This window comes from Enterobacter sp. BIGb0383 (genome assembly GCF_003751845.1).
In the GTDB taxonomy this organism is placed as follows: domain Bacteria; phylum Pseudomonadota; class Gammaproteobacteria; order Enterobacterales; family Enterobacteriaceae; genus BIGb0383.
In genome coordinates this window covers 546,288-568,105 of the sequence record NZ_RJKQ01000001.1, presented here as the reverse complement: position 1 = coordinate 568,105, position 21,818 = coordinate 546,288, and the positions used below count along the sequence as shown (strand labels likewise).

At 57.0% G+C, this 21,818-nt stretch carries 23 protein-coding genes; 11 read left to right on the top strand and 12 right to left on the bottom strand.

From position 1 onward, the window contains the following. Positions 1 to 71: 71 nt before the first annotated feature. Entirely contained in the window at positions 72 to 1,454 is a 1,383-nt protein-coding gene (gene sad, locus EDF81_RS02825; RefSeq protein ID WP_184999452.1) for a succinate-semialdehyde dehydrogenase, read from the bottom strand. A gap of 101 nt (positions 1,455 to 1,555) precedes the next feature. Between sad and EDF81_RS02820 the strand changes: the two genes are divergently transcribed. After that, positions 1,556 to 2,434 (top strand): putrescine utilization regulator PtrR, encoded by an 879-nt coding sequence (locus EDF81_RS02820; protein WP_123346041.1) that lies wholly within the window; start codon positions 1,556 to 1,558, stop codon positions 2,432 to 2,434. On the opposite strand, the gene EDF81_RS02815 is transcribed toward EDF81_RS02820, so the two are convergent. After that, positions 2,388 to 2,870, bottom strand: coding sequence for a GNAT family N-acetyltransferase (locus EDF81_RS02815; RefSeq protein ID WP_123346038.1), 483 nt, complete (start codon positions 2,868 to 2,870; stop codon positions 2,388 to 2,390). The two genes, EDF81_RS02820 and EDF81_RS02815, sit on opposite strands and share 47 nt — an antisense overlap. Positions 2,871 to 3,020: 150 nt before the next feature. Here EDF81_RS02815 and EDF81_RS02810 point away from each other — a divergent pair, with 150 nt between their 5' ends. Continuing rightward, complete coding sequence (locus EDF81_RS02810; RefSeq protein ID WP_123346037.1) at positions 3,021 to 3,965, top strand: L-lactate dehydrogenase; 945 nt, start codon at positions 3,021 to 3,023, stop codon at positions 3,963 to 3,965. Here EDF81_RS02810 and EDF81_RS02805 read toward each other — a convergent pair. Then, the gene (locus EDF81_RS02805) at positions 3,962 to 4,753 is read right to left on the bottom strand and encodes a PhzF family phenazine biosynthesis protein (protein WP_123346035.1); all 792 of its coding nucleotides are present in this window, start codon (positions 4,751 to 4,753) and stop codon (positions 3,962 to 3,964) included. The two genes, EDF81_RS02810 and EDF81_RS02805, sit on opposite strands and share 4 nt — an antisense overlap. A 207-nt stretch (positions 4,754 to 4,960) precedes the next feature. Here EDF81_RS02805 and EDF81_RS02800 point away from each other — a divergent pair, with 207 nt between their 5' ends. Next, positions 4,961 to 6,157, top strand: coding sequence for a sugar transporter (locus EDF81_RS02800; protein ID WP_123346033.1), 1,197 nt, complete (start codon positions 4,961 to 4,963; stop codon positions 6,155 to 6,157). Between the two features lie 33 nt (positions 6,158 to 6,190). On the opposite strand, the gene EDF81_RS02795 is transcribed toward EDF81_RS02800, so the two are convergent. Both EDF81_RS02795 and EDF81_RS02790 read right to left on the bottom strand, forming a co-directional pair. Beyond that, a complete protein-coding gene (locus EDF81_RS02795; protein ID WP_123346031.1) occupies positions 6,191 to 7,342 on the bottom strand; it encodes a carboxylesterase in 1,152 nt (383 codons plus the stop codon). An 8-nt stretch (positions 7,343 to 7,350) separates the two neighbouring features. Then, the gene (locus tag EDF81_RS02790; RefSeq protein WP_123347652.1) at positions 7,351 to 8,019 is read right to left on the bottom strand and encodes a MarC family NAAT transporter; all 669 of its coding nucleotides are present in this window, start codon (positions 8,017 to 8,019) and stop codon (positions 7,351 to 7,353) included. 238 nt (positions 8,020 to 8,257) lie between these two features. Here EDF81_RS02790 and marR point away from each other — a divergent pair, with 238 nt between their 5' ends. Genes marR through marB form a run of 3 tightly spaced genes read left to right on the top strand, consistent with a single transcriptional unit; the run spans position 8,258 to position 9,323 of the window. Continuing rightward, a complete protein-coding gene (marR, locus tag EDF81_RS02785; protein ID WP_123346029.1) occupies positions 8,258 to 8,692 on the top strand; it encodes a multiple antibiotic resistance transcriptional regulator MarR in 435 nt (144 codons plus the stop codon). Between the two features lie 15 nt (positions 8,693 to 8,707). Further along, positions 8,708 to 9,091 (top strand): MDR efflux pump AcrAB transcriptional activator MarA, encoded by a 384-nt coding sequence (gene marA / locus EDF81_RS02780; protein ID WP_123346028.1) that lies wholly within the window; start codon positions 8,708 to 8,710, stop codon positions 9,089 to 9,091. Positions 9,092 to 9,119: 28 nt separating this feature from the next. Continuing rightward, a complete protein-coding gene (marB, locus tag EDF81_RS02775; RefSeq protein WP_123346026.1) occupies positions 9,120 to 9,323 on the top strand; it encodes a multiple antibiotic resistance protein MarB in 204 nt (67 codons plus the stop codon). A 44-nt stretch (positions 9,324 to 9,367) separates the two neighbouring features. On the opposite strand, the gene eamA is transcribed toward marB, so the two are convergent. Then, positions 9,368 to 10,267 (bottom strand): O-acetylserine/cysteine exporter, encoded by a 900-nt coding sequence (gene eamA, locus EDF81_RS02770; RefSeq protein WP_123346024.1) that lies wholly within the window; start codon positions 10,265 to 10,267, stop codon positions 9,368 to 9,370. 191 nt (positions 10,268 to 10,458) lie between these two features. On the opposite strand from eamA, the gene ydeE reads away from it, so the two are divergent. Next, complete coding sequence (gene ydeE, locus EDF81_RS02765) at positions 10,459 to 11,649, top strand: efflux MFS transporter YdeE (RefSeq protein WP_123346022.1); 1,191 nt, start codon at positions 10,459 to 10,461, stop codon at positions 11,647 to 11,649. A 27-nt stretch (positions 11,650 to 11,676) separates the two neighbouring features. Here the strand turns inward: ydeE and EDF81_RS02760 are convergent, their stop codons facing one another. Next, positions 11,677 to 12,780, bottom strand: coding sequence for a cobalamin-independent methionine synthase II family protein (locus EDF81_RS02760; RefSeq protein WP_123346021.1), 1,104 nt, complete (start codon positions 12,778 to 12,780; stop codon positions 11,677 to 11,679). A gap of 231 nt (positions 12,781 to 13,011) precedes the next feature. Between EDF81_RS02760 and EDF81_RS02755 the strand changes: the two genes are divergently transcribed. Then, a complete protein-coding gene (locus EDF81_RS02755; RefSeq protein WP_184999451.1) occupies positions 13,012 to 13,776 on the top strand; it encodes a MerR family transcriptional regulator in 765 nt (254 codons plus the stop codon). On the opposite strand, the gene EDF81_RS02750 is transcribed toward EDF81_RS02755, so the two are convergent. Continuing rightward, positions 13,773 to 14,171: a rhodanese-like domain-containing protein gene (locus EDF81_RS02750; protein ID WP_123346017.1), complete on the bottom strand. Its 399-nt coding sequence runs from the start codon at positions 14,169 to 14,171 to the stop codon at positions 13,773 to 13,775. The two genes, EDF81_RS02755 and EDF81_RS02750, sit on opposite strands and share 4 nt — an antisense overlap. A gap of 246 nt (positions 14,172 to 14,417) precedes the next feature. Between EDF81_RS02750 and mgtS the strand changes: the two genes are divergently transcribed. Then, a complete protein-coding gene (gene mgtS / locus EDF81_RS23875; RefSeq protein WP_148049898.1) occupies positions 14,418 to 14,510 on the top strand; it encodes a protein MgtS in 93 nt (30 codons plus the stop codon). 229 nt (positions 14,511 to 14,739) lie between these two features. Here mgtS and dcp read toward each other — a convergent pair whose 3' ends face one another. The 3 genes from dcp to EDF81_RS02735 form a co-directional block, all read right to left on the bottom strand. Next, the gene (dcp, locus tag EDF81_RS02745) at positions 14,740 to 16,785 is read right to left on the bottom strand and encodes a peptidyl-dipeptidase Dcp (protein ID WP_123346015.1); all 2,046 of its coding nucleotides are present in this window, start codon (positions 16,783 to 16,785) and stop codon (positions 14,740 to 14,742) included. Between the two features lie 64 nt (positions 16,786 to 16,849). After that, positions 16,850 to 17,875: a helix-turn-helix domain-containing protein gene (locus EDF81_RS02740; RefSeq protein WP_123347651.1), complete on the bottom strand. Its 1,026-nt coding sequence runs from the start codon at positions 17,873 to 17,875 to the stop codon at positions 16,850 to 16,852. 128 nt (positions 17,876 to 18,003) lie between these two features. Beyond that, positions 18,004 to 19,545 (bottom strand): nucleoside hydrolase-like domain-containing protein, encoded by a 1,542-nt coding sequence (locus EDF81_RS02735; protein ID WP_123346013.1) that lies wholly within the window; start codon positions 19,543 to 19,545, stop codon positions 18,004 to 18,006. Between the two features lie 234 nt (positions 19,546 to 19,779). Between EDF81_RS02735 and ydfG the strand changes: the two genes are divergently transcribed. After that, the gene (gene ydfG / locus EDF81_RS02730; RefSeq protein ID WP_123346010.1) at positions 19,780 to 20,529 is read left to right on the top strand and encodes a bifunctional NADP-dependent 3-hydroxy acid dehydrogenase/3-hydroxypropionate dehydrogenase YdfG; all 750 of its coding nucleotides are present in this window, start codon (positions 19,780 to 19,782) and stop codon (positions 20,527 to 20,529) included. An 89-nt stretch (positions 20,530 to 20,618) separates the two neighbouring features. Next, positions 20,619 to 21,305: a GntR family transcriptional regulator gene (locus EDF81_RS02725; protein ID WP_123346009.1), complete on the top strand. Its 687-nt coding sequence runs from the start codon at positions 20,619 to 20,621 to the stop codon at positions 21,303 to 21,305. Positions 21,306 to 21,344: 39 nt separating this feature from the next. On the opposite strand, the gene EDF81_RS02720 is transcribed toward EDF81_RS02725, so the two are convergent. Then, the gene (locus tag EDF81_RS02720) at positions 21,345 to 21,776 is read right to left on the bottom strand and encodes a universal stress protein (protein WP_123346007.1); all 432 of its coding nucleotides are present in this window, start codon (positions 21,774 to 21,776) and stop codon (positions 21,345 to 21,347) included. Between the last annotated feature and the right edge of the window lie 42 nt (positions 21,777 to 21,818).

Sequence of the window (21,818 nt, the reverse complement as noted above, 5' to 3'; positions counted from 1 at the left end):
AACAAAAGTGACAGAACCATGACATCCGGAGCGCATAAGCGCGCTCCGGATCGCGGAGTAACACTCAGAGATCAATAACGATCTTTCCACACCGTCTGGATATTACAGAACTCATGCAGCCCGAAATGTGACAGCTCCCGGCCAAAACCACTCTGCTTAACGCCGCCGAACGCCACCCGCGCATCGCTGGCGGCAAAGCCGTTGATAAAGACCCCGCCGCACTCCAGCTGCTGCGCAAAGCGCTGCGCCTCGTTGTCGCTGGCGGTAAAGACCGTCGCCGACAGCCCGAAAATGCTGTTATTAGCCAGCGCCAGCGCGTGGTCTGCATCGCGGGCGACGGTAATGGTCGCCACAGGACCAAACGTCTCCTCACGGAATGCTGTCATCTCAGGCGTGACATTCGCCAGAATCGTCGCCGGATAGTAGTTACCTTCCCCGGCAAGCTTTTCGCCGCCCAGCAGCAGCGTCGCGCCCTCTTTAAGGGTGGCGACAACCTGCTGATGCAGTTCATCGCGTAGATCGTAACGTGCCATCGGTCCCAGATAGTGTGCTTCTGTCTCCGGATCGCCCTGTTTCAGCGCGGCGACGGCCTCGACAAATTTGCGGGTAAAGGCATCGGCAATACCGGCTTCAATAATAAAACGCTTGGACGCGGCGCAAACCTGCCCGCTGTTCTGGAAACGCCCGAGGGTCGCCGCTTTCACTGCCAGTTCCAGATCCGCATCGTTTAAGACGACAAAAGGATCGGATCCGCCCAGCTCCAGCACGCATTTTTTCAGCGCGGCACCCGCCTGAGCGCCAATCGCCCTGCCCGCTCTTACGCTACCGGTCACCGTCACCGCCGCAATACGCGGATCGTTGATCGCCTGGCTGACGCCGTCGTTGGTGGCATTCACCCAGCCAAACACGCCCGCCGGCAACCCGGCATCGGCGGCAATCTGCCCAATCAGCGTTGCGCATCCCATAACGTTAGGTGCGTGCTTAAGCAGATAGCTGTTACCCGCCAGCAGAATCGGCGCGGCTCCACGGATCACCTGCCAGAGAGGAAAGTTCCACGGCATCACCGCCAGAATCGGTCCCAGCGGACGGTATTCAATCACCGCCTTATTGCCTTCAACCTGCGTCTGCTCGGTCGCCAGCATCGCCGGGCCGTGTTCTGCATACCAGTCGCAGAGATCGGCCGATTTAGTTACTTCTGCGCGGGCCTGGAGGATCGGCTTACCCATTTCACGGGTAATACAGAGCGCCATTTCCTCCGCGCGGTTGCGGATGGCAGCAGCCATTGCCCGCAGGCCTGCGGCTCTGTCCGACAGCGTGGTCTGCTTCCAGACATTAAAACCCTCGCGGGACAAGGCAATCGCCGCATCAACCTCGTCGGCGCTGGCCCAGGCATAAGACGCCAGCAGCTGGCCGGTGGCCGGGTTGATCGATTGTGCCGGGGATAGTGCGGTCATGATGTTTTCTCCGTTGTAGGGGACTTGCATTATCCTGACGGATCCTGTTATTTATGAAAACTGAATATTTTTAACGATTATTTTCACGAAATGAGAAAGGCATGGATCTGACCCAGCTTGAGATGTTTACCGCCGTCGCCCATACCGGCAGCATTACCCGCGCCGCGCAGCAGGTACACCGGGTGCCGTCGAACCTGACGACCCGTATCCGCCAGCTGGAAGCGGATCTCGGGGTGGATCTGTTTATCCGTGAGAATCAGCGGCTACGGCTCTCGCCCGCCGGACACAGTTTTTTGCGCTACAGCGAACAGATCCTCGCCCTGGTAGAGGAAGCCCGGATGGTCGTCGCCGGGGATGAACCCCAGGGGCTCTTTTCCCTCGGCGCGCTGGAGAGTACCGCCGCCGTGCGCATTCCCGGCACGCTTGCCGCGTATAATCAGCGTTATCCCCGGATCCAGTTTGACCTCGCCACCGGTCCCTCCGGGAAGATGATCGACGGCGTGCTGGCTGGCACCCTGAATGCCGCCTTCGTTGATGGCCCGGTGACGCATCCGGGGCTTAACGGGATACCCGTCTATCAGGAAGAGATGATGATTGTCGGCCCGGCAGGACACCCGCCGATAACGCGGGCGGGTGAAGTCAACGGGGCCAGTATTTACGCCTTTCGCGCTAACTGCTCCTATCGCCGTCATTTCGAAAGCTGGTTTCATGCCGACGGCGCGATGCCGGGCAAAATTCATGAAATGGAGTCCTATCACGGGATGCTGGCCTGTGCGATTGCCGGTGCGGGTCTGGCGCTGATGCCGCGCAGTATGCTGGAAAGTATGCCCGGTCATCACCAGGTCGCGACCTGGCCGCTGGCGGAAAACTGGCGCTGGCTGACCACCTGGCTTATCTGGCGGCGGGAAGCGATGTCCCGCCCGCTCGAGGCGTTTATAGGGCTGCTAAACGAACGTCAGCCACCAGCAGCTTTGTCATAAACACGCTGAGGGGATCGGGCTCGTAAGGCGCAAAAGCCGCACACGTCTGATACCCGCAGCGCGCATATAGACGGATCGCCGCCTGCTGGCGGATACCGGTTTCCAGCTGCAGCGTATGGCAGCCCCGCTCCAGCGCGGCGGCTTCCAGCGACGCGACAAGTTTTTCTCCCAGCAGCTGCCCGCGATGGGCGCTATCGATAAAGACGCGTTTGATCTCACCGCTGCCATCCGCATTAAGCACTACGGCCCCGCAGCCAATCGCCTGGCCGCGACTATCGCGGATCGCCTGCATAATCAGGTCGGATGCCGGGATCGTGCGCAGTTCGACCAGATGGTTACTCTCCTCGGGATAAAGCGCGCTCTGGTAGCGATCCAGCTTGTCGATAAGCGCCAGAATATCCGGCTGGTCGATGGGTTCGATTGCGATACGGTACATGCAGGCACTCCGGTTTTTTTATTCTGTTCATACCCTAACCCGACGCGATTTCCATCGCCCATAGCATTAACTTATAGCTGCACCGTTCGGTTGCGCTAACCCCTGTCTGGCAGTAGCTTAATCGCGTCAAAAATTTCCAGCGGAAGCCCAATGAATACCAAAGCACGTAAAGTGATGATTATCGGCACCGGCAACGTCGGCGCGTCAGCAGCCTATGCCCTGTTAAATCAGGCGATTTGTGAAGAGCTGATTCTGGTGGACCTCGACAAAGCGCGGGTTCAGGCTCATGTTGACGATCTCAGCGATGCCGCGGCCTATATGCCAGGGATGGTGACCATTTCTACGCGCGAAGCCAGCGAGTGTGCCGACGTGGATATTGCCGTGATCACCGTCTCCGGCGGCGCGCTAAAGCCGGGACAAACCCGGCTTGATGAACTGACCGGTACGGCGCGGATCGTGAAAACGATTGTGCCACAAATGATGGCGGGCGGTTTTAAGGGCATTTTCCTGGTCGCCACCAACCCCTGCGACATTATCACCTGGCAGGTATGGCAGCTCTCCGGGCTGCCCAGAGCGCAGGTGATCGGCACCGGCGTCTGGCTCGATACCACCCGACTGCGCCGCACGCTTGCTCAGGAGCTGGATATCGGTGCGCAGAGTATCGATGCCTTTATTCTCGGCGAACACGGCGACAGCCAGTTCCCGGTCTGGTCTCACTCAACGGTGTATGGCTCCCCTATTGCCGATGTCTATCAGCGGCGCACCGGTCGGGCGCTGGATCGGGTGAAAATGGCGGAAAAAGTACGTCGGCTGGGGTTTGAGATTTACGCGGGTAAAGGCTGTACCGAATACGGGATCGCGGGGACTATCGCCGAGATCTGCCGCAATATCTTTACCGGCAGCCACCGGGCGCTGGCGGTGTCCTGTATTCTCGACGGCGAGTATGGTGAAAGCGAAGTGGCCATCGGCGTCCCTGCCGTGCTGGCACAAAGCGGTGTACAACAGATTATCGAATTGCGGCTGGCTGAGGATGAGCTGGCGAAGTTTCATCACTCCGCCGCCACCATCAAAGCCAGTATTGCCCGTCTGCCTTAATCTAAAAAGATCTTGCCGACGATATAGGTGGTCGCCTGACCACCTATCAGTACCCGGTCGCCGGACCATTCACAGCGCAACACCCCGCCGCGACGGGAAACCTGGAGCGCATCCATTTTCTGGCGGCCCAGACGTGCACCCCAGTATGGGATCAGCATTGAGTGGGTCGAACCGGTAACCGGATCTTCCGCCACCGCTTCGCCCGGACAGAAGAAGCGGCTGACAAAATCCGCCTTGTCGCCAGGTGCTGTGATACAGACCATTTTACCCAGCGGGATCATACCCGCGATATCGGGGGTAATGGCCTCCACCTGCTGCTGGTTTTCCAGTACCACCATATAGTCACGGCCCACACGCACTTCCTGCGCCCCGTCGATACCGAGGGTGCTGAACAGCAGCGCCGGTGGATTAGTGACAACGTCACTCTCCCAGGCCGGGAAATCGAGCGTCAGCCAGCCATCATTGCGGCTGACGCTGAGCTCACCGACAAAACGCGTGTTAAAACGGATAACCGGCTGGTCGTAGCCCAGATGCGTCCAGATAACGTGCGCCGCCGCGAGGGTCGCATGCCCGCAGAGGTTGATCTCATACTGGGTGGTAAACCAGCGCAGCTCAAAGCCGCCGTCGTTTGCCACAAAAAACGCCGTTTCCGACTGGTTATGCTGCTGCGCCATCTTCAGCAGCGTCTCATCCGGCAGCCAGGCCGGTAAGGGGCAAACCGCAGCCGCATTGCCGCCGAAGGTGCGCTCAGTGAACGCATCGACCATATAAAAATCAATTTCCTGCATTGTCCGTTCCCGTCTTGACTATCAATAATGTTCTCTAACATCGCATAACGGCGAGAATTGCGCAGTATCTTTAGCAAAAACAATGGCGTGCTCTGTCTTTTCGCTCTGCGAGAAAATGAGACATAAATCACAAAATGCCTGTATTTTCGCCAGCGAAAGTTTTAAGATCGACGCTAATTCTCTCCGCCACACATCCAGTATATTTTTATGACAACAAACACGGTCTCACGCAAAGTCGCGTGGCTGCGGGTAATTACTCTCGCCGTCGCAGCCTTTATCTTTAATACCACCGAATTTGTGCCGGTCGGGTTACTGTCCGATATCGCCGCCAGCTTCGATATGAGCACCGCTCAGGTGGGGATAATGCTGACGATCTATGCCTGGGTGGTGGCCCTGATGTCGCTGCCGTTTATGCTGCTGACCAGCCAGGTTGAACGCCGCAAGCTGCTGATTTGCCTGTTTGTGGTGTTTATCGCCAGCCACGTGCTCTCTTTCCTCGCATGGAACTTTACCGTGCTGATGATTAGCCGCATCGGTATCGCCTTTGCCCACGCGATCTTCTGGTCGATTACCGCCGCGCTGGCGATTCGTCTGGCCCCGGCGGGCAAACGCGCGCAGGCGCTGAGCCTTATTGCCACCGGTACGGCGCTGGCCATGGTCCTCGGCATTCCGATTGGCCGCGTCGTCGGCCAGGCTTTCGGCTGGCGTACCACCTTCTTTGCTATCGGTCTGGTCGCGCTGGTCACCCTGGTGTGCCTGATTAAACTCCTGCCGAAAATGCCAAGCGAACATTCCGGCTCCCTGAAAAGCCTGCCGGTGCTGTTCCGTCGCCCGGCGCTGCTGAGTATTTATCTGCTTACCGTGGTGGTGGTCACCGCCCACTACACGGCCTACACCTATATCGAACCTTTTGTGCGGGACGTGGCCGGATTTAGCGGCAATTTCGCCACCGCCCTGCTGCTGGTTCTCGGCGGCGCGGGCATTTTCGGCAGCGTGCTGTTCGGCAAGCTGGGCACTCTGCATGCCTCAACGCTTATCGGCAGCGCGATTGGCCTGCTGCTAGTCTGTTTGCTGCTGCTGCTGCCGTCCGCGCAGAGCGAGATGAGCCTCGCGATCCTGAGCGTCTTCTGGGGTATTGCCATTATGATTATCGGCCTGGGAATGCAGGTTAAAGTGCTGGCGCTGGCGCCGGATGCGACCGACGTTGCCATGTCGCTATTCTCGGGGATTTTCAATATTGGTATCGGCGCGGGCGCGCTGGTGGGCAGCCAGGTCAGTACGCATCTCTCCATGACCTCTATCGGCTATGTCGGTGCGGTCCCGGCGCTGGCCGCGCTGGTCTGGGCGGTGATTATCTTCCGCCGCTGGCCGGTTTCGCTGGAAGAGCAGCCTCACCACTCCTGATTGATTGCCCGGCGGCCTGCTGTGCCGCCGGGATTATCCCTGTTCGACCACCTCATTCATCACCGCCGCCTGCCAGTCAAACCACGGGTTCCAGGTTAAGCGGGCGTGAATTTTATTCTCTTCCAGCAGTCCCCAGTCGGAGTACCACACCTCTTCCCCCTGCAGACAGCGCTGCGCTGCCGCCTCAGTTTGCCCGTTTGAGCACAGCGGCAGCGTGCCTTTGCGCCCGTAAAGCGGGTTGTCTGGCGCAAACAGCACCGACATATGGGAAAACTGGCTAATACGCTCCTCGGGCAGGTTATCGGACCGCACGCGCAGACGGGACAGTCCCGCCGCTTGTACCGGCGGCGTGCCGTACCAGATCACCCGGCTGGCAGGATGGGTGAAGGTAGCGTCAAAGTGATTCAGGATCCACGCCGTGTTCAGGACCGAATCGTGCTCGGTCAGCACCATCAGCACCGGTTTATCCCACTGTTTTCTGGCGATCAAATTCTGCGCGGCGGCGCTGGTGTAGTAAAACTGGGCGAAACCATTGGTCGGCACCCGCAGATAACGGGTGGCAATTTGCTGCGGAAAGACCTGGCTGGGCGGACGCAGCCAGTCGCGGAACAGGGAAGCGGCGGGCGCGAGAAAATCGTAGTCGGTACTGGATTTAAAGGCCGGAGAGAACAGCAGCATCCCGTCAACGTCCGGGTGCTGCATGGCATACTCCAGCGCCAGATTCGCGCCGGTTGAGAACCCGCCCAGCCAGAGTTCAGGCACCTCACGGCTGAGGATCTGCGCCTGCTCGCGCACAACCCGCCGCCAGTCATCCACCGAGACGTTGAGCATATCGGCAGGCCGCGTGCCGTGACCGGCCAGCAGTACGGTGCGCACCAGGAAACCTTGCCGGGCAAGCCGGGGCGCAATATCAATAAAGGATCCCGGCGAGTCACCCAGGCCGTGGATCAGCAGAATACCTTTACGCGGCGTCCCCACCGGTCGCCACTCCTGCGGCGTATTCCATGTCAGTTCGGTCTGCTTATCCAGGTTCTGAAAAGCCCGATGGCCGCTGACCCACTCCCGGGTTTGCTGCTGATAGTCGGCAAAGCTGGCCTGGCCCGTCGGGGCCATCTGCGCCCGCTGCTGGCAGCCGAGCAGAGCCAGCGAGAATACCAGCAGTAAAGGGGCAATGAGTGTGCGCATCCGCGTCCTTAGTGAGGATACTGGGTGATGATTTCCAGTACGCCGTTAATAATAAACTGCACGCCCATACAGACCAGCAGGAACCCCATCAGGCGGGAGATCGCTTCAATACCGCCCTTGCCCACCAGCCGCATAATCGCCCCGGAACTGTGCAGGCTGGCCCACAGGATCAGCGCCACGGCGGCGAAAATCAGCGGCGGCGCAACGGTAATCACCCAGGCGGGAAACTCGGTGCTGTTACGCACGGTCGACGCCGAACTGATGATCATCGCGATCGTCCCCGGCCCGGCGGTGCTGGGCATCGCCAGCGGGACAAAGGCGATATTGGTATCCGGCTCATCACGCAGCTCTTCGGATTTGGTTTTCGCCTCCGGGGACTCATGGGCTTTGTGCGGCGGGAACAGCATTCTGAAACCGATAAAGGCGACGATTAAGCCCCCGGCAATCCGCAGGCCGGGGATCGAGATCCCAAAGGTGTTCATGACCAGCTGCCCGGCATAATACGCCACCATCATAATGATAAAGACGTAGAGTGACGCCATCCGCGACTGCTGCGCCCGTTCGGCATTGTTCATATTCCCGGACAGCCCGAGGAACAGCGCAACGGTGGTTAGCGGGTTAGCCAGCGGTAGCAGCACCACCAGCCCGAGGCCAATCACTTTTATCAAATCCAGCATAATCATCCTTATCTTCCGGTGAAACCATCGGCAACAGGCGTCAGTATAAAGTTTTCTTCCCTGCGAAGGCCACGACCAGATATTGCACATTGTGCGGTTGATTATGATGCAAAGTGGCAAAAAAATGTGACACACATCACTTTAGCAAATCGTGTGGTCGGTTCTGAGGTACGGTTGACTTGTTATTGCCTGGGCAATAATATCAGCCGCAACTAAATTACTTGCCAGGGCAACCATTGTGAAAAGCACCGATGATCTCTTTAACGAGGTAATTCCCCTTGGGCGCTTAATCCATATGGTGAACCAGAAAGCCGAGCGTCTGCTCAACGAATATCTCTCCCCGCTGGAGATCACCGCCACCCAGTTTAAGGTGCTGTGCTCTATTCGTTGCCAGGTGTGTGTCCCGCCGGTTGAGCTGAAAAAAGCGCTCTCGGTCGATCTCGGCGCCCTGACCCGCATGCTCGACAGACTGGCCTGTAAAGGCTGGATCGCGCGCTGCCCGAATCCGAATGATAAACGCGGTGTGCTGGTGACCCTGACTCCTGAGGGCGCAGCCATCTGCGAACAGTGCCACCAGCTTGTTGGCCAGACAACGCATCAGGAATTAACAAAAAACTTAACGGCGGACGAAGTCGCAACCCTTGAACACCTGCTAAAGAAAGTTCTGCCGTAACAAGAGAGGTAAGAAATGTCCAGACGTAATTCTGACGCTATTACTATTCATAGCATCCTGGAGTGGATCGAAAGTAATCTCGAATCGCCGCTGTCGCTGGAGAAAGTGTCCCAGCGTTCAGGCTACTCTAAGTGGCATCTGCAGCGGATGTTTAAGAAAGAGACGGGCCACTCTCTGGGCCAGTATATTCGCTCGCGCAAGCTGACTGAGATCGCCCAGAAGCTGAAAGAGAGTAACGAGCCGATCCTCTATCTTGCTGAACGTTACGGCTTTGAGTCGCAGCAAACGCTGACGCGCACCTTTAAGAACCATTTCGACGTGCCGCCGCACAAATTCCGCGTGAACAATTTACCGGCTGAATCACGCTATATGTTCCCGCTAACCAACTGTAATTGCTAATCGCCTGTTAAGACGTATTGAGGACTTTATGAAACTGCTCGTCTCCGCCCTGTTAAGCCTGCTGGTGCTTGTTTCCGGTCAGAGTGTTGCGGAGCAAAGCCACCCGGCCGCTCAGAGTGAACACGATGCGGTGATGTTCCCTTCCGCACAGGATACATCGCCGTTCGACTTTAACCATATGAGCACCGGTAACGACAAATCCGACAAGCTGGGCGTTCCTTACTATAACTAACTCGCCCACAAAGAATGATTGCCCCGCCTGCGCGGGGCTTTTTTTTAGCCGTTAACCGTCTTCGCCCACCAGGACCGCAGGCCAAAGACGTTAATGTAGAGACCCGCCATAATCAGCACCGCCCCCAGTAACTGCGTCGCCGTCAGGGTTTCCCCAAGAAACAGCGCCGCGCTCCCCAGGCCAAAAACCGGCACCAGCAGCGACAACGGTGCCACGCGCCAGGTTTCATAGCGCCCCAGCAGCGAGCCCCAGATCCCGTAGCCCATAATCGTGGCGACCAGCGCCAGGTAAATCAGCGACAGAACGGTGGTCATATCAATTGTACGCAGGCTTTCCATCATGACGGCAGCCCCGTCAAGCAGCATTGATGCCAGCATAAAAGGCAGGATCGGGATCAGCGCGCTCCAGACCACCAGCGACATCACCGCCGGACGATCCTCGCGCTGCATAATTTGTTTATTAAAGATATTCCCGCAGGCCCAGCTTAACGCGCCCAGCAGAGTAAGCATAAAGCCGAGCAGCGCCACGTGCTGACCGTTCAGGCTGGCATAAATCAGCACCAGTACGCCAAAGACAGCAAGCGCAATGCCGGTGACCTGCCGCTGATGCAGCCGCTCGCCAAATACCAGCGCGCCGAGAATAATGGTGAAGAAAGCCTGCGCCTGCAGCACCAGCGAGGCCAGACCGGCAGGCATACCAAACTTAATCGCGCAAAACAGAAAGGCAAACTGACCGAAGCTTATCGTCAACCCGTAGCCGAGCAGCAGACGCAGCGGGACTTTCGGGCGGGCCACGAAAAACACCGCCGGGAAAGCCACCAGCAGAAAGCGCAGCCCCGCCAGCATCAGAGGTGGCATATTGTGCAGGCCGACTTTAATCACCACGAAGTTGAGTCCCCATGCGATCACCACCAATAACGCCAGCAGCCCATCTTTACGCGTCATACTTCCGCCCCTGTTTGTTCAATTTTTGTAAAGAAATCCAAGGTAACGAAAAAACGTGCGTAATAACAGCCCATTAATTTTGGCGGGGGCAAAAAGCATCCGGCGACACAGGGCGCGGTATACAACATTCTTATATCGTGTTACTCCTGAATATACACAAAATAAGAAAAGCAGCATTGTCGGGCGGGAAAATGAGTGCGGTAACAAGACGTTCCACGATGGCCTTACTGGCGTCGTCATTACTTTTAACTATCGGGCGCGGCGCTACCCTGCCGTTTATGACTATCTATCTGACCCGCCAGTATGACCTCAGCGTCGATGCCATTGGCTACGCCATGACCATTGCCCTGACCATCGGCGTCCTTTTTAGCCTCGGCTTTGGTATCCTCGCCGACCGCTTTGATAAAAAGCGTTATATGCTGATAGCGATCACCGCCTTTCTGGCCGGATTTGTCGCCATTCCGCTGGTGGACAGAGTCTGGCTGGTGGTGGTTTTCTTCTCGCTGATCAACTGCGCGTATTCCGTTTTCGCGACCGTGCTGAAGGCGTATTTCTCCGATACCCTGACGCCAACGGCCAAGGCGCGGATCTTCTCGCTGAACTACACCGTTCTGAATATCGGCTGGACGGTCGGCCCGCCGCTGGGCACCCTGCTGGTCATGTACAGCATGAATCTGCCGTTCTGGCTGGCAGCCGCCTGTGCGGCGTTTCCGCTGCTGTTTATCCAGCGCTATGTCCAGCGGGTTCAGACAAACGGTGAGGGATCCGGTAGCGTGGTCTGGTCACCTTCCGTGTTACTGAAAGACAGAGCCCTGTTCTGGTTTACCCTTTCCGGACTGCTGGCCTCGTTTGTCGGCGGCTCATTTGCCTCCTGTATTTCCCAGTATGTGCTGGTCGCCTCGACCAGTGATTTTGCCGAAAAAGTGGTGGCGGTGGTGCTACCGGTTAACGCCGCGGTGGTGGTCAGCCTGCAGTACGCGGTGGGTCGTCGTCTTTCGGCCAGCAATATCCGACCGCTGATGGCCGTCGGCACGCTGTTTTTTGTGCTGGGACTGGCGGGCTTTATGATCTCAGGTGAAAACCTGCTGCTGTGGGGCGTTGCGGCGGCGGTCTTTACTATCGGGGAAATTATCTACGCCCCGGGCGAGTATATGCTGATCGACAATATTGCCCCTGCGGGCATGAAAGCCAGCTACTTCTCCGCCCAGTCTCTGGGCTGGCTGGGTGCGGCAGTGAACCCGATGGCCACCGGGATGATCCTGACGAATCTGCCGCACTGGTCGCTGTTTGCGATCATGATGGTGGTGATAATCGCTGCCTGGCTGATGATCCTTCGTGGGATGAATATTCGCCCGTGGGGCGATGCCGTCAGCGCAGCCTGAATGCCGGGCGCAAGCCCGGCAGTTTGCTTACCAGACGTCGGCGGCCACTTCCGTCACCAGGCGTACTTTCTCCCACTGCTGGGCTTCGCTCAGCGCATTTCCCTCTTCCGTTGAGGCAAACCCGCACTGCGGGCTGAGGCAGATCTGTTTGATATCCACATACTGCGCCGCTTCCTGCAGACGCGCTTTCACACCTTCCGGGTTTTCCAGCTCGCCGTTTTTGGTGGTGATCAGGCCCAGTACCACCTGCTGATTGCCCGGACGCACAAAGCGCAGCGGGGCAAAATCGCCGGAGCGGTCGTTGTCATACTCCAGGAAGAACGCATCGACGTTAACGCTGCCGAACAGAATTTCGGCCACCGGCTCATAGCCGCCTTCGGAGATCCAGGTTGAACGGAAGTTACCGCGACACACGTGCAGACCAATCGTCAGATCGTCCGGTTTCCCTTCGAGAGCACCGTTCAGCACGCGGGCATAGGTTCTTGCCAGCTCATCAGGGCAGTCGCCACGTTCGCGGATCTGCTGACGCTGTTCGTCAGAGCACAGATAGGCCCAGACGGTGTCGTCCAGCTGCAGATAGCGGCAGCCCGCATCATAGAAAGCACGGATCGCATCGCGCCAGGTGGTGGCAAGGTCATCAAAGTAGTCGGCCAGGTCCGGGTAAACGGTGGCGTCAATCACCTTACGACCGCCGCGGAAGTGGAGCACGCTCGGACTGGGAATGGTCATTTTCGGTTCGGCACTGCCGCTGATGCTTTTCAGATAGCGGAAATCCTCCAGCATCGGGTGACTGCCAAACCCGAGTTTGCCAACGACGCGCACGCCGTGGGCTTTGGTCTGGACGCCGTTAAACTGAATGCCCTGCTCGGCTTCAAAACGCTCAACGCCCTGCAGACCATCGAAGAAATCAAAGTGCCACCAGGCCCGGCGGAATTCGCCGTCGGTCACCACATGCAGGCCACAGTCGCACTGGTGCTGAACCACTTTACGGATCTCAGCGTCTTCTACCGAGCGCAGCTGACCGGCATCGATCTCACCGGCGGCAAATTGTAGACGGGCGGTTTTAATCGCATCCGGGCGCAGAAAACTGCCGACCACATCGGCACGAAACGGGGCATGTTGACGCTGCATACTTCTCTCCTTCGGCTGGCGGCGATAGTTGCCGACAGTGATAGTTAACGACTTGAACATTTAGACACCTGGATGGCTATATGTCCAGACATTGACATAATCCCCGCCCGGCAACAAACGAGAAAAATTCACTACCCGTGAATTTTTTTCATGTTGTTTAGCTTATTAGCTAATTTTTGTTATGCTCCGTGGCCTTATCAGATGTTAAGCGCAGGCGTACAAGGAACACCTATGGCCGGATTCACCCTGGAAATGTTGTCAGAGCAGTGCGGCGTTAGTATGCCAAATCTCCGGGCATGGCAGCGGTACGGCCTGCTTAAACCCACGCGTAATGCCGCCGGAGAGCGCAGCTTCGACTACAGCCATTTACTGCGTATTGAGCTGATTGTTCAGTGGCTGGATCGCGGCGTACCGCCGGAAGAGATTGCTCAGTTGCTGAAGGGAAAAGAGGCGGCTCTGGACAACCAGTGGGAACTTTGCCAGGAGCGGGTGCTGACGGCGCTGGAGAAGCCGCAGAGCGAAAAGCTGCGCAGTATGCTGCGTAAGCTGGGTCGTGATATGCCACCGGCAATGTTAATTGACCGCGTTCTGCTTCCCCTGCGTCAGCGTCTGCGCGCCGGAAACGAGCCGTTTCGTATGACCCGCCGGGTACGCTTTGATACGCAGCTGGTGGAGTATGTCACCTTTGTGCTGCAAACCCTGCGCAAGCGCAAAGCACCAGACCTGGTGATGATCCCCCTGAATATGCGCGATCCGCTGGATATCTGGCTGCAGGCCCTGCGTTTTTCCAGCGAGGGATTTCGTATCGAGGTATTAAGCCAGCCGGTGCCTAATCCTGAGCCGGGTCTGTTTTGCTGCGACCATTATCTGCTGTGGAGCGATACCCCGCTCTCTCCGCTGCAGCAAAAGGTTCTGCAGCAGTGGCGCGATGAGGGCGTACCGCTGTTTACCGTCGGTCCCGGTTTTGAGGAACCGACGTCAGCGGCGATAGATTAATCTTCGCTGGCAAAGGCGAAACCTTCATCCTGCCAGCCGGTGATCCCACCGATCATGATTTTCACCGGTCGCCCCAGGCGAGCCAGCTTCAGTGCCGCCTGGTCGGCGCCGTTGCAGTGCGGCCCGGCACAATAGGTCACAAATAGCGTATCCGCAGGCCACTCGGCCATTCTCTGCACGGTGATGTCCCGGTGAGGCAGATGAAGCGCGCCGGGAATATGGCGCTTCGCGAACGTCTCCGCACTGCCCACCACATGCAGCAGGACAAAATCCTGCTGGTTATTCGTCAGGGCGTGATGCACATCGGCGCAGTCGGTTTCCACACTCAGGCGAGCCAGAAAGTGGGCAACGGCATCGACCGGTGCCGCCGCAGGGTAATCAGTCACAAAGCTCATGGTTTTCTCCATCGGGTTATCAGCCGAATCTAACAACAATCGCGTTGTTTCACCAGCACTTACCTTTAGCAGGCAAATGTGACAACTGCGGGTGAATCCGGACAAACGGATAAGAAAAGTTTACGTACAACTGGCAATAAATCACATAATTGCGCGCTGGTTTAATTTCAGCCCTGTAGTATCTCTTCCCACTGCCGATAATAAAAATATCGACAGCCAACAACGTAATAATGCGGAGAGCAGTATATGGAAGAGATGCATGTTTTTATCGCCGTCTTTGCGGCCATTTTATTTTCAGGGTTTCTTGCTGCGTTTTTCAGCCATAAATGGAATGATTAATGGAAAGCCCTAATGCCCCTACCTGAAGCCCGCGGTCGCCAAAAGCACCGCGGGCTTTTTCTTATCCCCACCCTGAAAAAAAGACAAAAAAAACCGCCGGAGAACCGACGGTAAAATGCTTGCATGGATAGATTTATTGTGGGCGCCGGCAACATCGTGCCAACCCGCGCCGAAAGTTAAGCTAACACGCCGTCTTTCAACGAGACTTAAACAAGCTACAGGTCCTTAATTACTCGCTCAGTCCCCGGTTTTTCAGCATCGGTTCAATCAGCGGATCGTGGCCGCGCCAGTCTCGGTAAAGCGCTTCCAGATCGACGCTATTACCACGGGAAAGGATCGCTTCCCGGAAACGCTGCCCGTTTTCCCGGTTCAGTCCGCCCTGCTCAACAAACCACTGGAAGCCATCGTCCGCCAGCATTTGCGTCCACAGATAGGCGTAATAACCCGCCGCATAGCCGCCGCCAAAAATATGAGCGAAATAGCTGCTGCGATAGCGCGGCGGCACCGCGGCCAGATCCAGGCCTTCCCGACGAATAGCCTCAGCCTCAAAGGCGCTGACATCCTCCGGCGCGGTATCCGGCGTCAGGCTGTGCCAGTTCATATCCAGCAGAGCCGCACTGAGCAGTTCAGTCATTTCATAGCCTTTATTGAAATGGCTGGCGCGGAGCATACTTTCCCGCAGCGCCTCCGGCATCGGTTCGCCAGTCTGGTGGTGACGGGCATAGCGGTTAAACACCTCGGGATGGCTGGCCCAGTGCTCGTTGATCTGCGACGGGAACTCAACAAAATCGCGCGGGGTGTTAGTGCCGGAAAGCGTGGCGTAGCGCTGGCTGGCAAACAGGCCGTGGAGCGTATGACCAAACTCGTGGAACAGGGTCACCACATCGTCCCATGAAATCAGCGCGCTATGTCCCGCCGCCGGTTTCTGGTAATTACAGACGTTGTAGATCACCGGACGGGTGCCGAAAAGCGTGGATTGTTCAACATAGTTGCCCATCCAGGCCCCGCCGCCTTTGGAATCGCGGGCAAAGAAGTCGCCGTAGAACAGCGCCAGACCGGCACCGTCGGCATCAAAGATTTCCCAGACGCGGACATCCGGGTGCCAGCACGGGATATCGTGACGTTCGACAAAACGCAGGCCAAAAAGCTGCGTCGCGCTCCAGAACACCCCTTCGGTTAAAACGCGGTCAAGGGTGAACCAGGGCTTGATTTGCGACTCATCCAGGGCATAGCGCGCCAGTCGGACCTGTTCCGCATAGTGCGGCCAGTCCCAGGCTTCGGCGGTGAAATTCCCCTGCTGGCTGTCGATAACCTGCTGGATATCCGCCAGCTCGCGTTCAGCGCGGCCTCTGGCTGCCGGGGCGATCCGGCGCATAAAGTTCAGCGCCGCCTGTGGGGTTTTCGCCATCTGATCGGCGATCTTCCAGCTGGCGAAATCGGCAAAGCCCAGAAGCGCAGCCTGACGGGCGCGGATCTGCGCCAGGCGTAACACAATGGCGCGGGTATCAGCGGCATCGCCCTTTTCGGCCCGTGACCAACTGGCGGCAAAGAGATCCTCACGCACCTGACGATCCTGCAGCGACGCCAGCGATGGCTGCTGGGTGGTATTAAGCAGCGGGATCAGCCAGCGATCGTTCAGCCCTTTCTCTCCGGCAGCAGCAGCGGCGGCCTCAATCTCTTCCGGGCTTAATCCGTCAAGCTGATGACGCGAATCCACCACCAGCCCACCGGCTTTATCCGCCGCCAGCAGGCGCTGATTAAACTGGCTGGTCAGGGTCGCCGATTCGGTATTCAGTGCTTTTAGCTCGTCTTTTTGTGCTTCACCCAACCGTGCGCCCGCCAGCTCAAAGCGCTGGTAGACTACCTCCAGCAAACGCCGGGATTCGGCGTCCAGTCCCTGGGTATCGCGCTGCTGCCAGACGGCATCCACCCGGGCAAATAGCGGACCGCTGAGATAGATATCATTCGCAAGCGCGGCCAGATCGGCCGAGAACAGCTCATCCAGCACCTGCAGTCGGTCATTGGTATGGGCGGCGGTCATGGCGAAAAAGACGCTGGTCACGCGGGTCAGGATCTCCCCGCTTTTCTCAAGCGCCTCAATGGTATTGGTGAAATCCGCCGGCGCAGGATTGCTGACAATCGCGGCGATCTCCGCCCGCTTACGGCGGATCCCCTCGTCAAAGGCGGGACGATAGCTATCATCATCGATCAGATCAAAAGGCGGAGCCTGATAGGGCAACGGGCTGGCGTTTAAAAAGGGATTGCTGGCGGACATAGGAGACTCCTGAGAATGCGTTCTCCTTAGATTATGGCAACCCCTTGATACATAGCAATGATTTCTATTCAGGCTTTATCAGCAGGCCGGTAATGCTGTCTGAACTGAGCTGCACCAGCCCTTTCCAGCCGTAGTTATGGCCGGTTTTATAATGGCGGATCTGTATCTCGCGGATATGGGGATTGGCATTGGTATCAAGCCTGTTTTGCGCGATGGGCAGGATGCTGTCACCGTAATCTTCGAAGAGTTCGCCGGTGGCGATAACCAGCTTAATATTGTGGATCGGCGCGGTGCAGCAGATCGCGTAATAAAGCGCCTCGGCGGTCTTTTGCACCGTGCCCGCAATATCATGCGCTTCGACATTAAAAGCGGGTTCGATTCCACCGTCATAAGGCAGGTGAACAATTTCCGGGTAAAATCCGTTCTCACCAAGTCCCGGCTCACCGTTGGTGCAATAGCCGTAGCCCAGACTGCCGAAGCCGGGCATAAAGGCGACATACGAGAGTGAAGGCGCGCTTTTAGCCAGCAGGTAATTCGTGCAGTGCGCGATATTATAAATTCGCGTCACGATGCCCGTGTGCGTTTCCAGCATCTGCATCAAATTGATATTGTTTTCAGGAAAAAGAGGACAGTAACGCACGCAGCCGGTGGTGTGTTCAATCCCCCCCTGCAGCGCCACGCTGGCAACACGAATATTTTCGCCCCTCAGCCCGGCCTGCACGCACAGCGCCTGGATCCCTTCCCCAACCTGGCGGACCAGTTCTTGCGGAGTCATGACCTCAGGCAGAGAGGCATTGAGTGTTGCAGTCGCGGGCAGTTGCGTATTGTAATCGTTAAGCGTGCCCTGCAGGCTGCCTCTGCGCAGCATGATATTGACGCTGTAAGCCTGCCCCGGCGTGACGGCCAGCAGCTGTTGCGGCCGTCCGGCACCGTTTTCTTTGACTTCCCGCTCTTCGATGATGCCGTCAACCAGCAGCCGCGACGTCAGTTTGGTGATGTACGCTTTCGTCACGCCCAACCGCCGGGTCATCTCTGCCCGGGAGTCGTTCTCACTGTGCAATATATTGAGGATCTGCTGTCTGTAATCCACACCGGTTTCCCTCTCACCATCACTATCATCGGGGCGCATCATAACATCCGCCAAAAACAATACGCAGTTTGTTGCTGTCAGAGGAAACAGGCGGGCACGCAAGGGTACCCGCCAGGACAGAAGAGTGATTATTTGGCCGTCACGATAATTCGGCGATAAGACGTCAGGGCGGGCTTACCGTTATCCGTAACCGCCAGGATAAGATGCTCAGTACCCGCCCGCAGTGCTTTCACCTGTGCAGTCGGTTTCCCGTTCGCGGTGAGCGCAAGAACGGCCGGCGCCGTCAGGTTATCTTCGCCACGGCGCCCCTGCACATCGTCCACGGCGACCGGCACCGAGCTGGCGGAACCGGCCTCAGGGTAGAGGAACCAGGTATAGGTGAGCGAGTCGCCATCAGGATCCCGGCTGCCTTCCGCACTCAGCGACAGGGTTTCACCCACGCGGGCATTGAGAGAGAGCGCTTCCTGGCCGCTATTGCCATTAACCACCACCTGCGGATTATGATTTGCGGTAGCATAATCTTTAATTCCCCACTCCATACGCGCGGCGAAATCATGCTGGAAAACTTCACGCCAGCGCCAGAGGGTTGCCTGCCCGGAGGTATACGATTTGCCATCAACGCCGGTGACCGTATCGGCCGCGTTAGGATTACCGGGGTAGAAATCACCGCCGCTGCTCCAGATCGGCCGGGTTTCATGCTGAGGCTGGCGCACGATATAGCGACCACCCCATCCGCCCCAGCCAGGGTTTCTTTCGCTATTAAGACCGTTACGGATCAACCCGAGTAAAGCGGGCGTATCCCCTTCCATAATAAACAGATACTGGAGATAACCTTTGCCCATCGGCCCTTTGTCACGGATATGTTCATCCAGCCAGTGCTGCGAAACCGTGGTGAAATCAGCCCCAGGCGCGTTGCGATAATATTGATCGCCGCTGATGCCGGTCCAGGTGGCCCGGGCATAATCCTCGCCGTTCTGGCTGGAGGGATCAACGATATAGGTGATGTTGGGATAGTACTGGCGGATCCAGACCCCGGCATCGTCCTGATCGGAAATAGAGTAAACCACCAGATTGCGCGTCAGCGCCGTTACCTGACTGACAGGATGCTTCGCTGAAAGGTCTTTCAGCGCCTGAGCCAGCGTATTTGCGCCACCCCACAGGTTAATAAACAGGGGATGATTTGCATCGGTGCTTTTTTCAATCGCCTTAACGAGCAGGTCCGAGCCCGCCGTGTTTTTCCCTTCCCCCGTTGCCGCCAGCCCATAGCTGGCAAGCCCCGGTGCAACAACGGCTTTAAGCTGGCTCAGCGTCGGAAAGCCCTCAGCATGTTTCAGCAGGTTAGGCTGAACGTCCCCATAGTGACCCAGTACCAGATCGATCATATCCGTATGCACTTTTTCCCGCTGCCACGTGGAGGTTGTCGCGACCAGCCCCTCAACGTTCATTTCATTGGAATAGAGTAAAAAGCGGGTCAGGGACATCTGATCGTCAGGTTCATTGCCGATATCGGTCAGGACAAACACGCGCGGTTTCTCCTGATAAGGCAGAACCGCGTTGGCCATTTTTTCTATGGATGTTGCCGCGCTGCCCGTTAGCGGCGCTGAAACGGCCAGTAACCCTGCGAGAGCCAGCCAGACTCCCTTCGCAACCCTGCTGTAATTTTGCTGCATGACGTTAACCTCTGGTCTTGTTATGGAGTGCGGGCATGATAGTTAACAAAGGAAACAAAGTTAACACAATAAAATGCAGGGTGTGATGCAGATAGCAATTTGCACAGAGCTCATCTCAGAGTAAGCAGAAATAAAGATTTAATAAATTAACACCTTTCTGCTGGGGTTAAGTTACCCCTAATCCATAGCGCGTGCTATGGTAATACCACACAAAAAACGTTGAGGAACAGTGAGATGATTATTCTGGTTACCGGCGCAACCGCTGGTTTTGGCGAGAGCATCACCCGCCGTTTCGTGGCAAACGGACACAAAGTCATCGCCACGGGACGCCGTCAGGAACGGCTGCAGGCGCTGAAAGATGAGCTGGGCGACAGCGTACTGCCGCTGCAGCTTGACGTGCGCAACCGCGCCGCCATCAACGAGGCCATCACTTCCCTGCCTGCCGCATGGCGTGAAATTGACCTGCTGGTCAACAACGCCGGTCTGGCGCTGGGCCTTGAGCCGGCGCATAAAGCCAGCGTGGACGACTGGGAAGATATGATCGACACCAACAACAAGGGGCTGGTCTATATGACCCGCGCCGTGCTGCCGGGGATGGTTGAGCGCAACCGTGGCCATATTATCAATATCGGCTCTACCGCCGGGAGCTGGCCTTATGCGGGCGGCAACGTTTACGGCGCCACCAAGGCGTTTGTTCGTCAGTTCAGCCTTAATCTGCGTACCGATCTGCACGGCACCGCCGTCAGGGTCACCGATATTGAGCCGGGCCTGGTCGGCGGCACCGAGTTTTCCAACGTGCGCTTTAAAGGCGACGATAATAAAGTGGGCAAAACCTACGAGAACACCAACGCGCTGACGCCGGAAGACGTCACCGAGGCCGTCTGGTGGGTGGCAACCCTGCCGGCGCACGTTAATATCAACACCGTGGAAATGATGCCGGTTAGCCAGACCTGGGCTGGCCTGAGCGTGCATCGCCAGGGCTGATATTCCCCTGCCCGGCCTGCGGGCCGGGTATAGGCCGCAGCCTGAAAAAAGGGTAATATTCGGACTTAACTTGCTGAAAAGAAGAACCAATGGCCGTCGAAACGCAACTCAATCCTACACAGCCCGTCAATCAGCAGATTTATCGCATATTACGCCGGGATATTGTGCATTGTTTGATCCCACCCGGAACGCCGTTATCGGAAAAAGAAGTTTCCGTGCGTTTCGATGTCTCACGCCAGCCGGTACGCGAAGCCTTTATTAAACTGGCGGAGAACGGGCTTATTCAAATTCGCCCCCAGCGCGGCAGCTATGTGAATAAAATATCCATGAGCCAGGTGCGCAACGGCTGTTTTGTGCGTCAGGCGATTGAGTGCGCGGTGGTGCGCCGGGCGGCGGGCTTAATTAATGACGGGCAGTGTTACCAGCTGGAGCAAAATCTCCACCAGCAGCGTATTGCCATCGACCGTAAGCAATTAAATGATTTCTTTCTGCTCGATGATGAATTTCATCAGAAGCTGACCCAGATTGCCGATTGCCAGCTGGCGTGGGATACCATCGAGAATATTAAAGCCACCATTGACCGGGTGCGCTATATGAGCCTCGATCACGTCTCGCCGCCGGAAATGCTGCTGCGCCAGCATCAGGATATTTTCGCCGCGCTGGAGCAGCGTGACGAGGACGCCGTTGAGCAGGCCATGACCCGGCATCTGCAGGAGATTGGCGAATCAGTCCAGCTGATCCGCCAGGAAAATCGCGAGTGGTTTAGCGAAGAGTAAACGGGAAAGCGCCTCACCGGCCCGGTCAGGCGCAGGTTTTTAGCGAACCACCAGCACCGGAACGCTGGCGTAGCGCAGGACGGATTCGGCATTGGACCCCAACAGATGGGTGGCGATCCCCGGTTTGCGCGAGCCAATAACAATCACGTCAAAAGGCTGCTCTTTGGTCATGGCCATAATCTGGTCACGCACGTTGCCAAAACGCACTTCCGTATGGATACGTCCTTCGGGGAGCTTAAACAGCCGCGAAAGATCGCGCATTTTCCGCACGGACTCGTCCTTCATATAGGCTTCAAACTTCTTAATATCCGAAGCAAAACCACGCAGGATTGCGTTGCCGCTGGCGGGCAGAATATTGACCAGCGTAATTTCCCCCTCGTCCGCCCTGGCAAGATATTCCGCATGACGGATGGCTTTGTCGCTTAAATCCATTTCAAAGATATCGACCGGCATCAATATTTTCTTGTACATAGTCTGTACTCCTTTCTGGTTTGTTCTTTCACTGTCCAAAAT

Excerpts from the sequence above, each read along its gene's own strand:
- sad (WP_184999452.1), bottom strand. The coding sequence starts at position 1,454 with ATGACCGCACTATCCCCGGCACAATCGATCAACCCGGCCACCGGCCAG.
- EDF81_RS02820 (WP_123346041.1), top strand. The coding sequence starts at position 1,556 with ATGGATCTGACCCAGCTTGAGATGTTTACCGCCGTCGCCCATACCGGC.
- EDF81_RS02815 (WP_123346038.1), bottom strand. The coding sequence starts at position 2,870 with ATGTACCGTATCGCAATCGAACCCATCGACCAGCCGGATATTCTGGCG.
- EDF81_RS02810 (WP_123346037.1), top strand. The coding sequence starts at position 3,021 with ATGAATACCAAAGCACGTAAAGTGATGATTATCGGCACCGGCAACGTC.
- EDF81_RS02805 (WP_123346035.1), bottom strand. The coding sequence starts at position 4,753 with ATGCAGGAAATTGATTTTTATATGGTCGATGCGTTCACTGAGCGCACC.
- EDF81_RS02800 (WP_123346033.1), top strand. The coding sequence starts at position 4,961 with ATGACAACAAACACGGTCTCACGCAAAGTCGCGTGGCTGCGGGTAATT.
- EDF81_RS02795 (WP_123346031.1), bottom strand. The coding sequence starts at position 7,342 with ATGCGCACACTCATTGCCCCTTTACTGCTGGTATTCTCGCTGGCTCTG.
- EDF81_RS02790 (WP_123347652.1), bottom strand. The coding sequence starts at position 8,019 with ATGCTGGATTTGATAAAAGTGATTGGCCTCGGGCTGGTGGTGCTGCTA.
- marA (WP_123346028.1), top strand. The coding sequence starts at position 8,708 with ATGTCCAGACGTAATTCTGACGCTATTACTATTCATAGCATCCTGGAG.
- marB (WP_123346026.1), top strand. The coding sequence starts at position 9,120 with ATGAAACTGCTCGTCTCCGCCCTGTTAAGCCTGCTGGTGCTTGTTTCC.
- eamA (WP_123346024.1), bottom strand. The coding sequence starts at position 10,267 with ATGACGCGTAAAGATGGGCTGCTGGCGTTATTGGTGGTGATCGCATGG.
- ydeE (WP_123346022.1), top strand. The coding sequence starts at position 10,459 with ATGAGTGCGGTAACAAGACGTTCCACGATGGCCTTACTGGCGTCGTCA.
- EDF81_RS02760 (WP_123346021.1), bottom strand. The coding sequence starts at position 12,780 with ATGCAGCGTCAACATGCCCCGTTTCGTGCCGATGTGGTCGGCAGTTTT.
- EDF81_RS02755 (WP_184999451.1), top strand. The coding sequence starts at position 13,012 with ATGGCCGGATTCACCCTGGAAATGTTGTCAGAGCAGTGCGGCGTTAGT.
- EDF81_RS02750 (WP_123346017.1), bottom strand. The coding sequence starts at position 14,171 with ATGAGCTTTGTGACTGATTACCCTGCGGCGGCACCGGTCGATGCCGTT.
- mgtS (WP_148049898.1), top strand. The coding sequence starts at position 14,418 with ATGGAAGAGATGCATGTTTTTATCGCCGTCTTTGCGGCCATTTTATTT.
- dcp (WP_123346015.1), bottom strand. The coding sequence starts at position 16,785 with ATGTCCGCCAGCAATCCCTTTTTAAACGCCAGCCCGTTGCCCTATCAG.
- EDF81_RS02735 (WP_123346013.1), bottom strand. The coding sequence starts at position 19,545 with ATGCAGCAAAATTACAGCAGGGTTGCGAAGGGAGTCTGGCTGGCTCTC.
- ydfG (WP_123346010.1), top strand. The coding sequence starts at position 19,780 with ATGATTATTCTGGTTACCGGCGCAACCGCTGGTTTTGGCGAGAGCATC.
- EDF81_RS02725 (WP_123346009.1), top strand. The coding sequence starts at position 20,619 with ATGGCCGTCGAAACGCAACTCAATCCTACACAGCCCGTCAATCAGCAG.
- EDF81_RS02720 (WP_123346007.1), bottom strand. The coding sequence starts at position 21,776 with ATGTACAAGAAAATATTGATGCCGGTCGATATCTTTGAAATGGATTTA.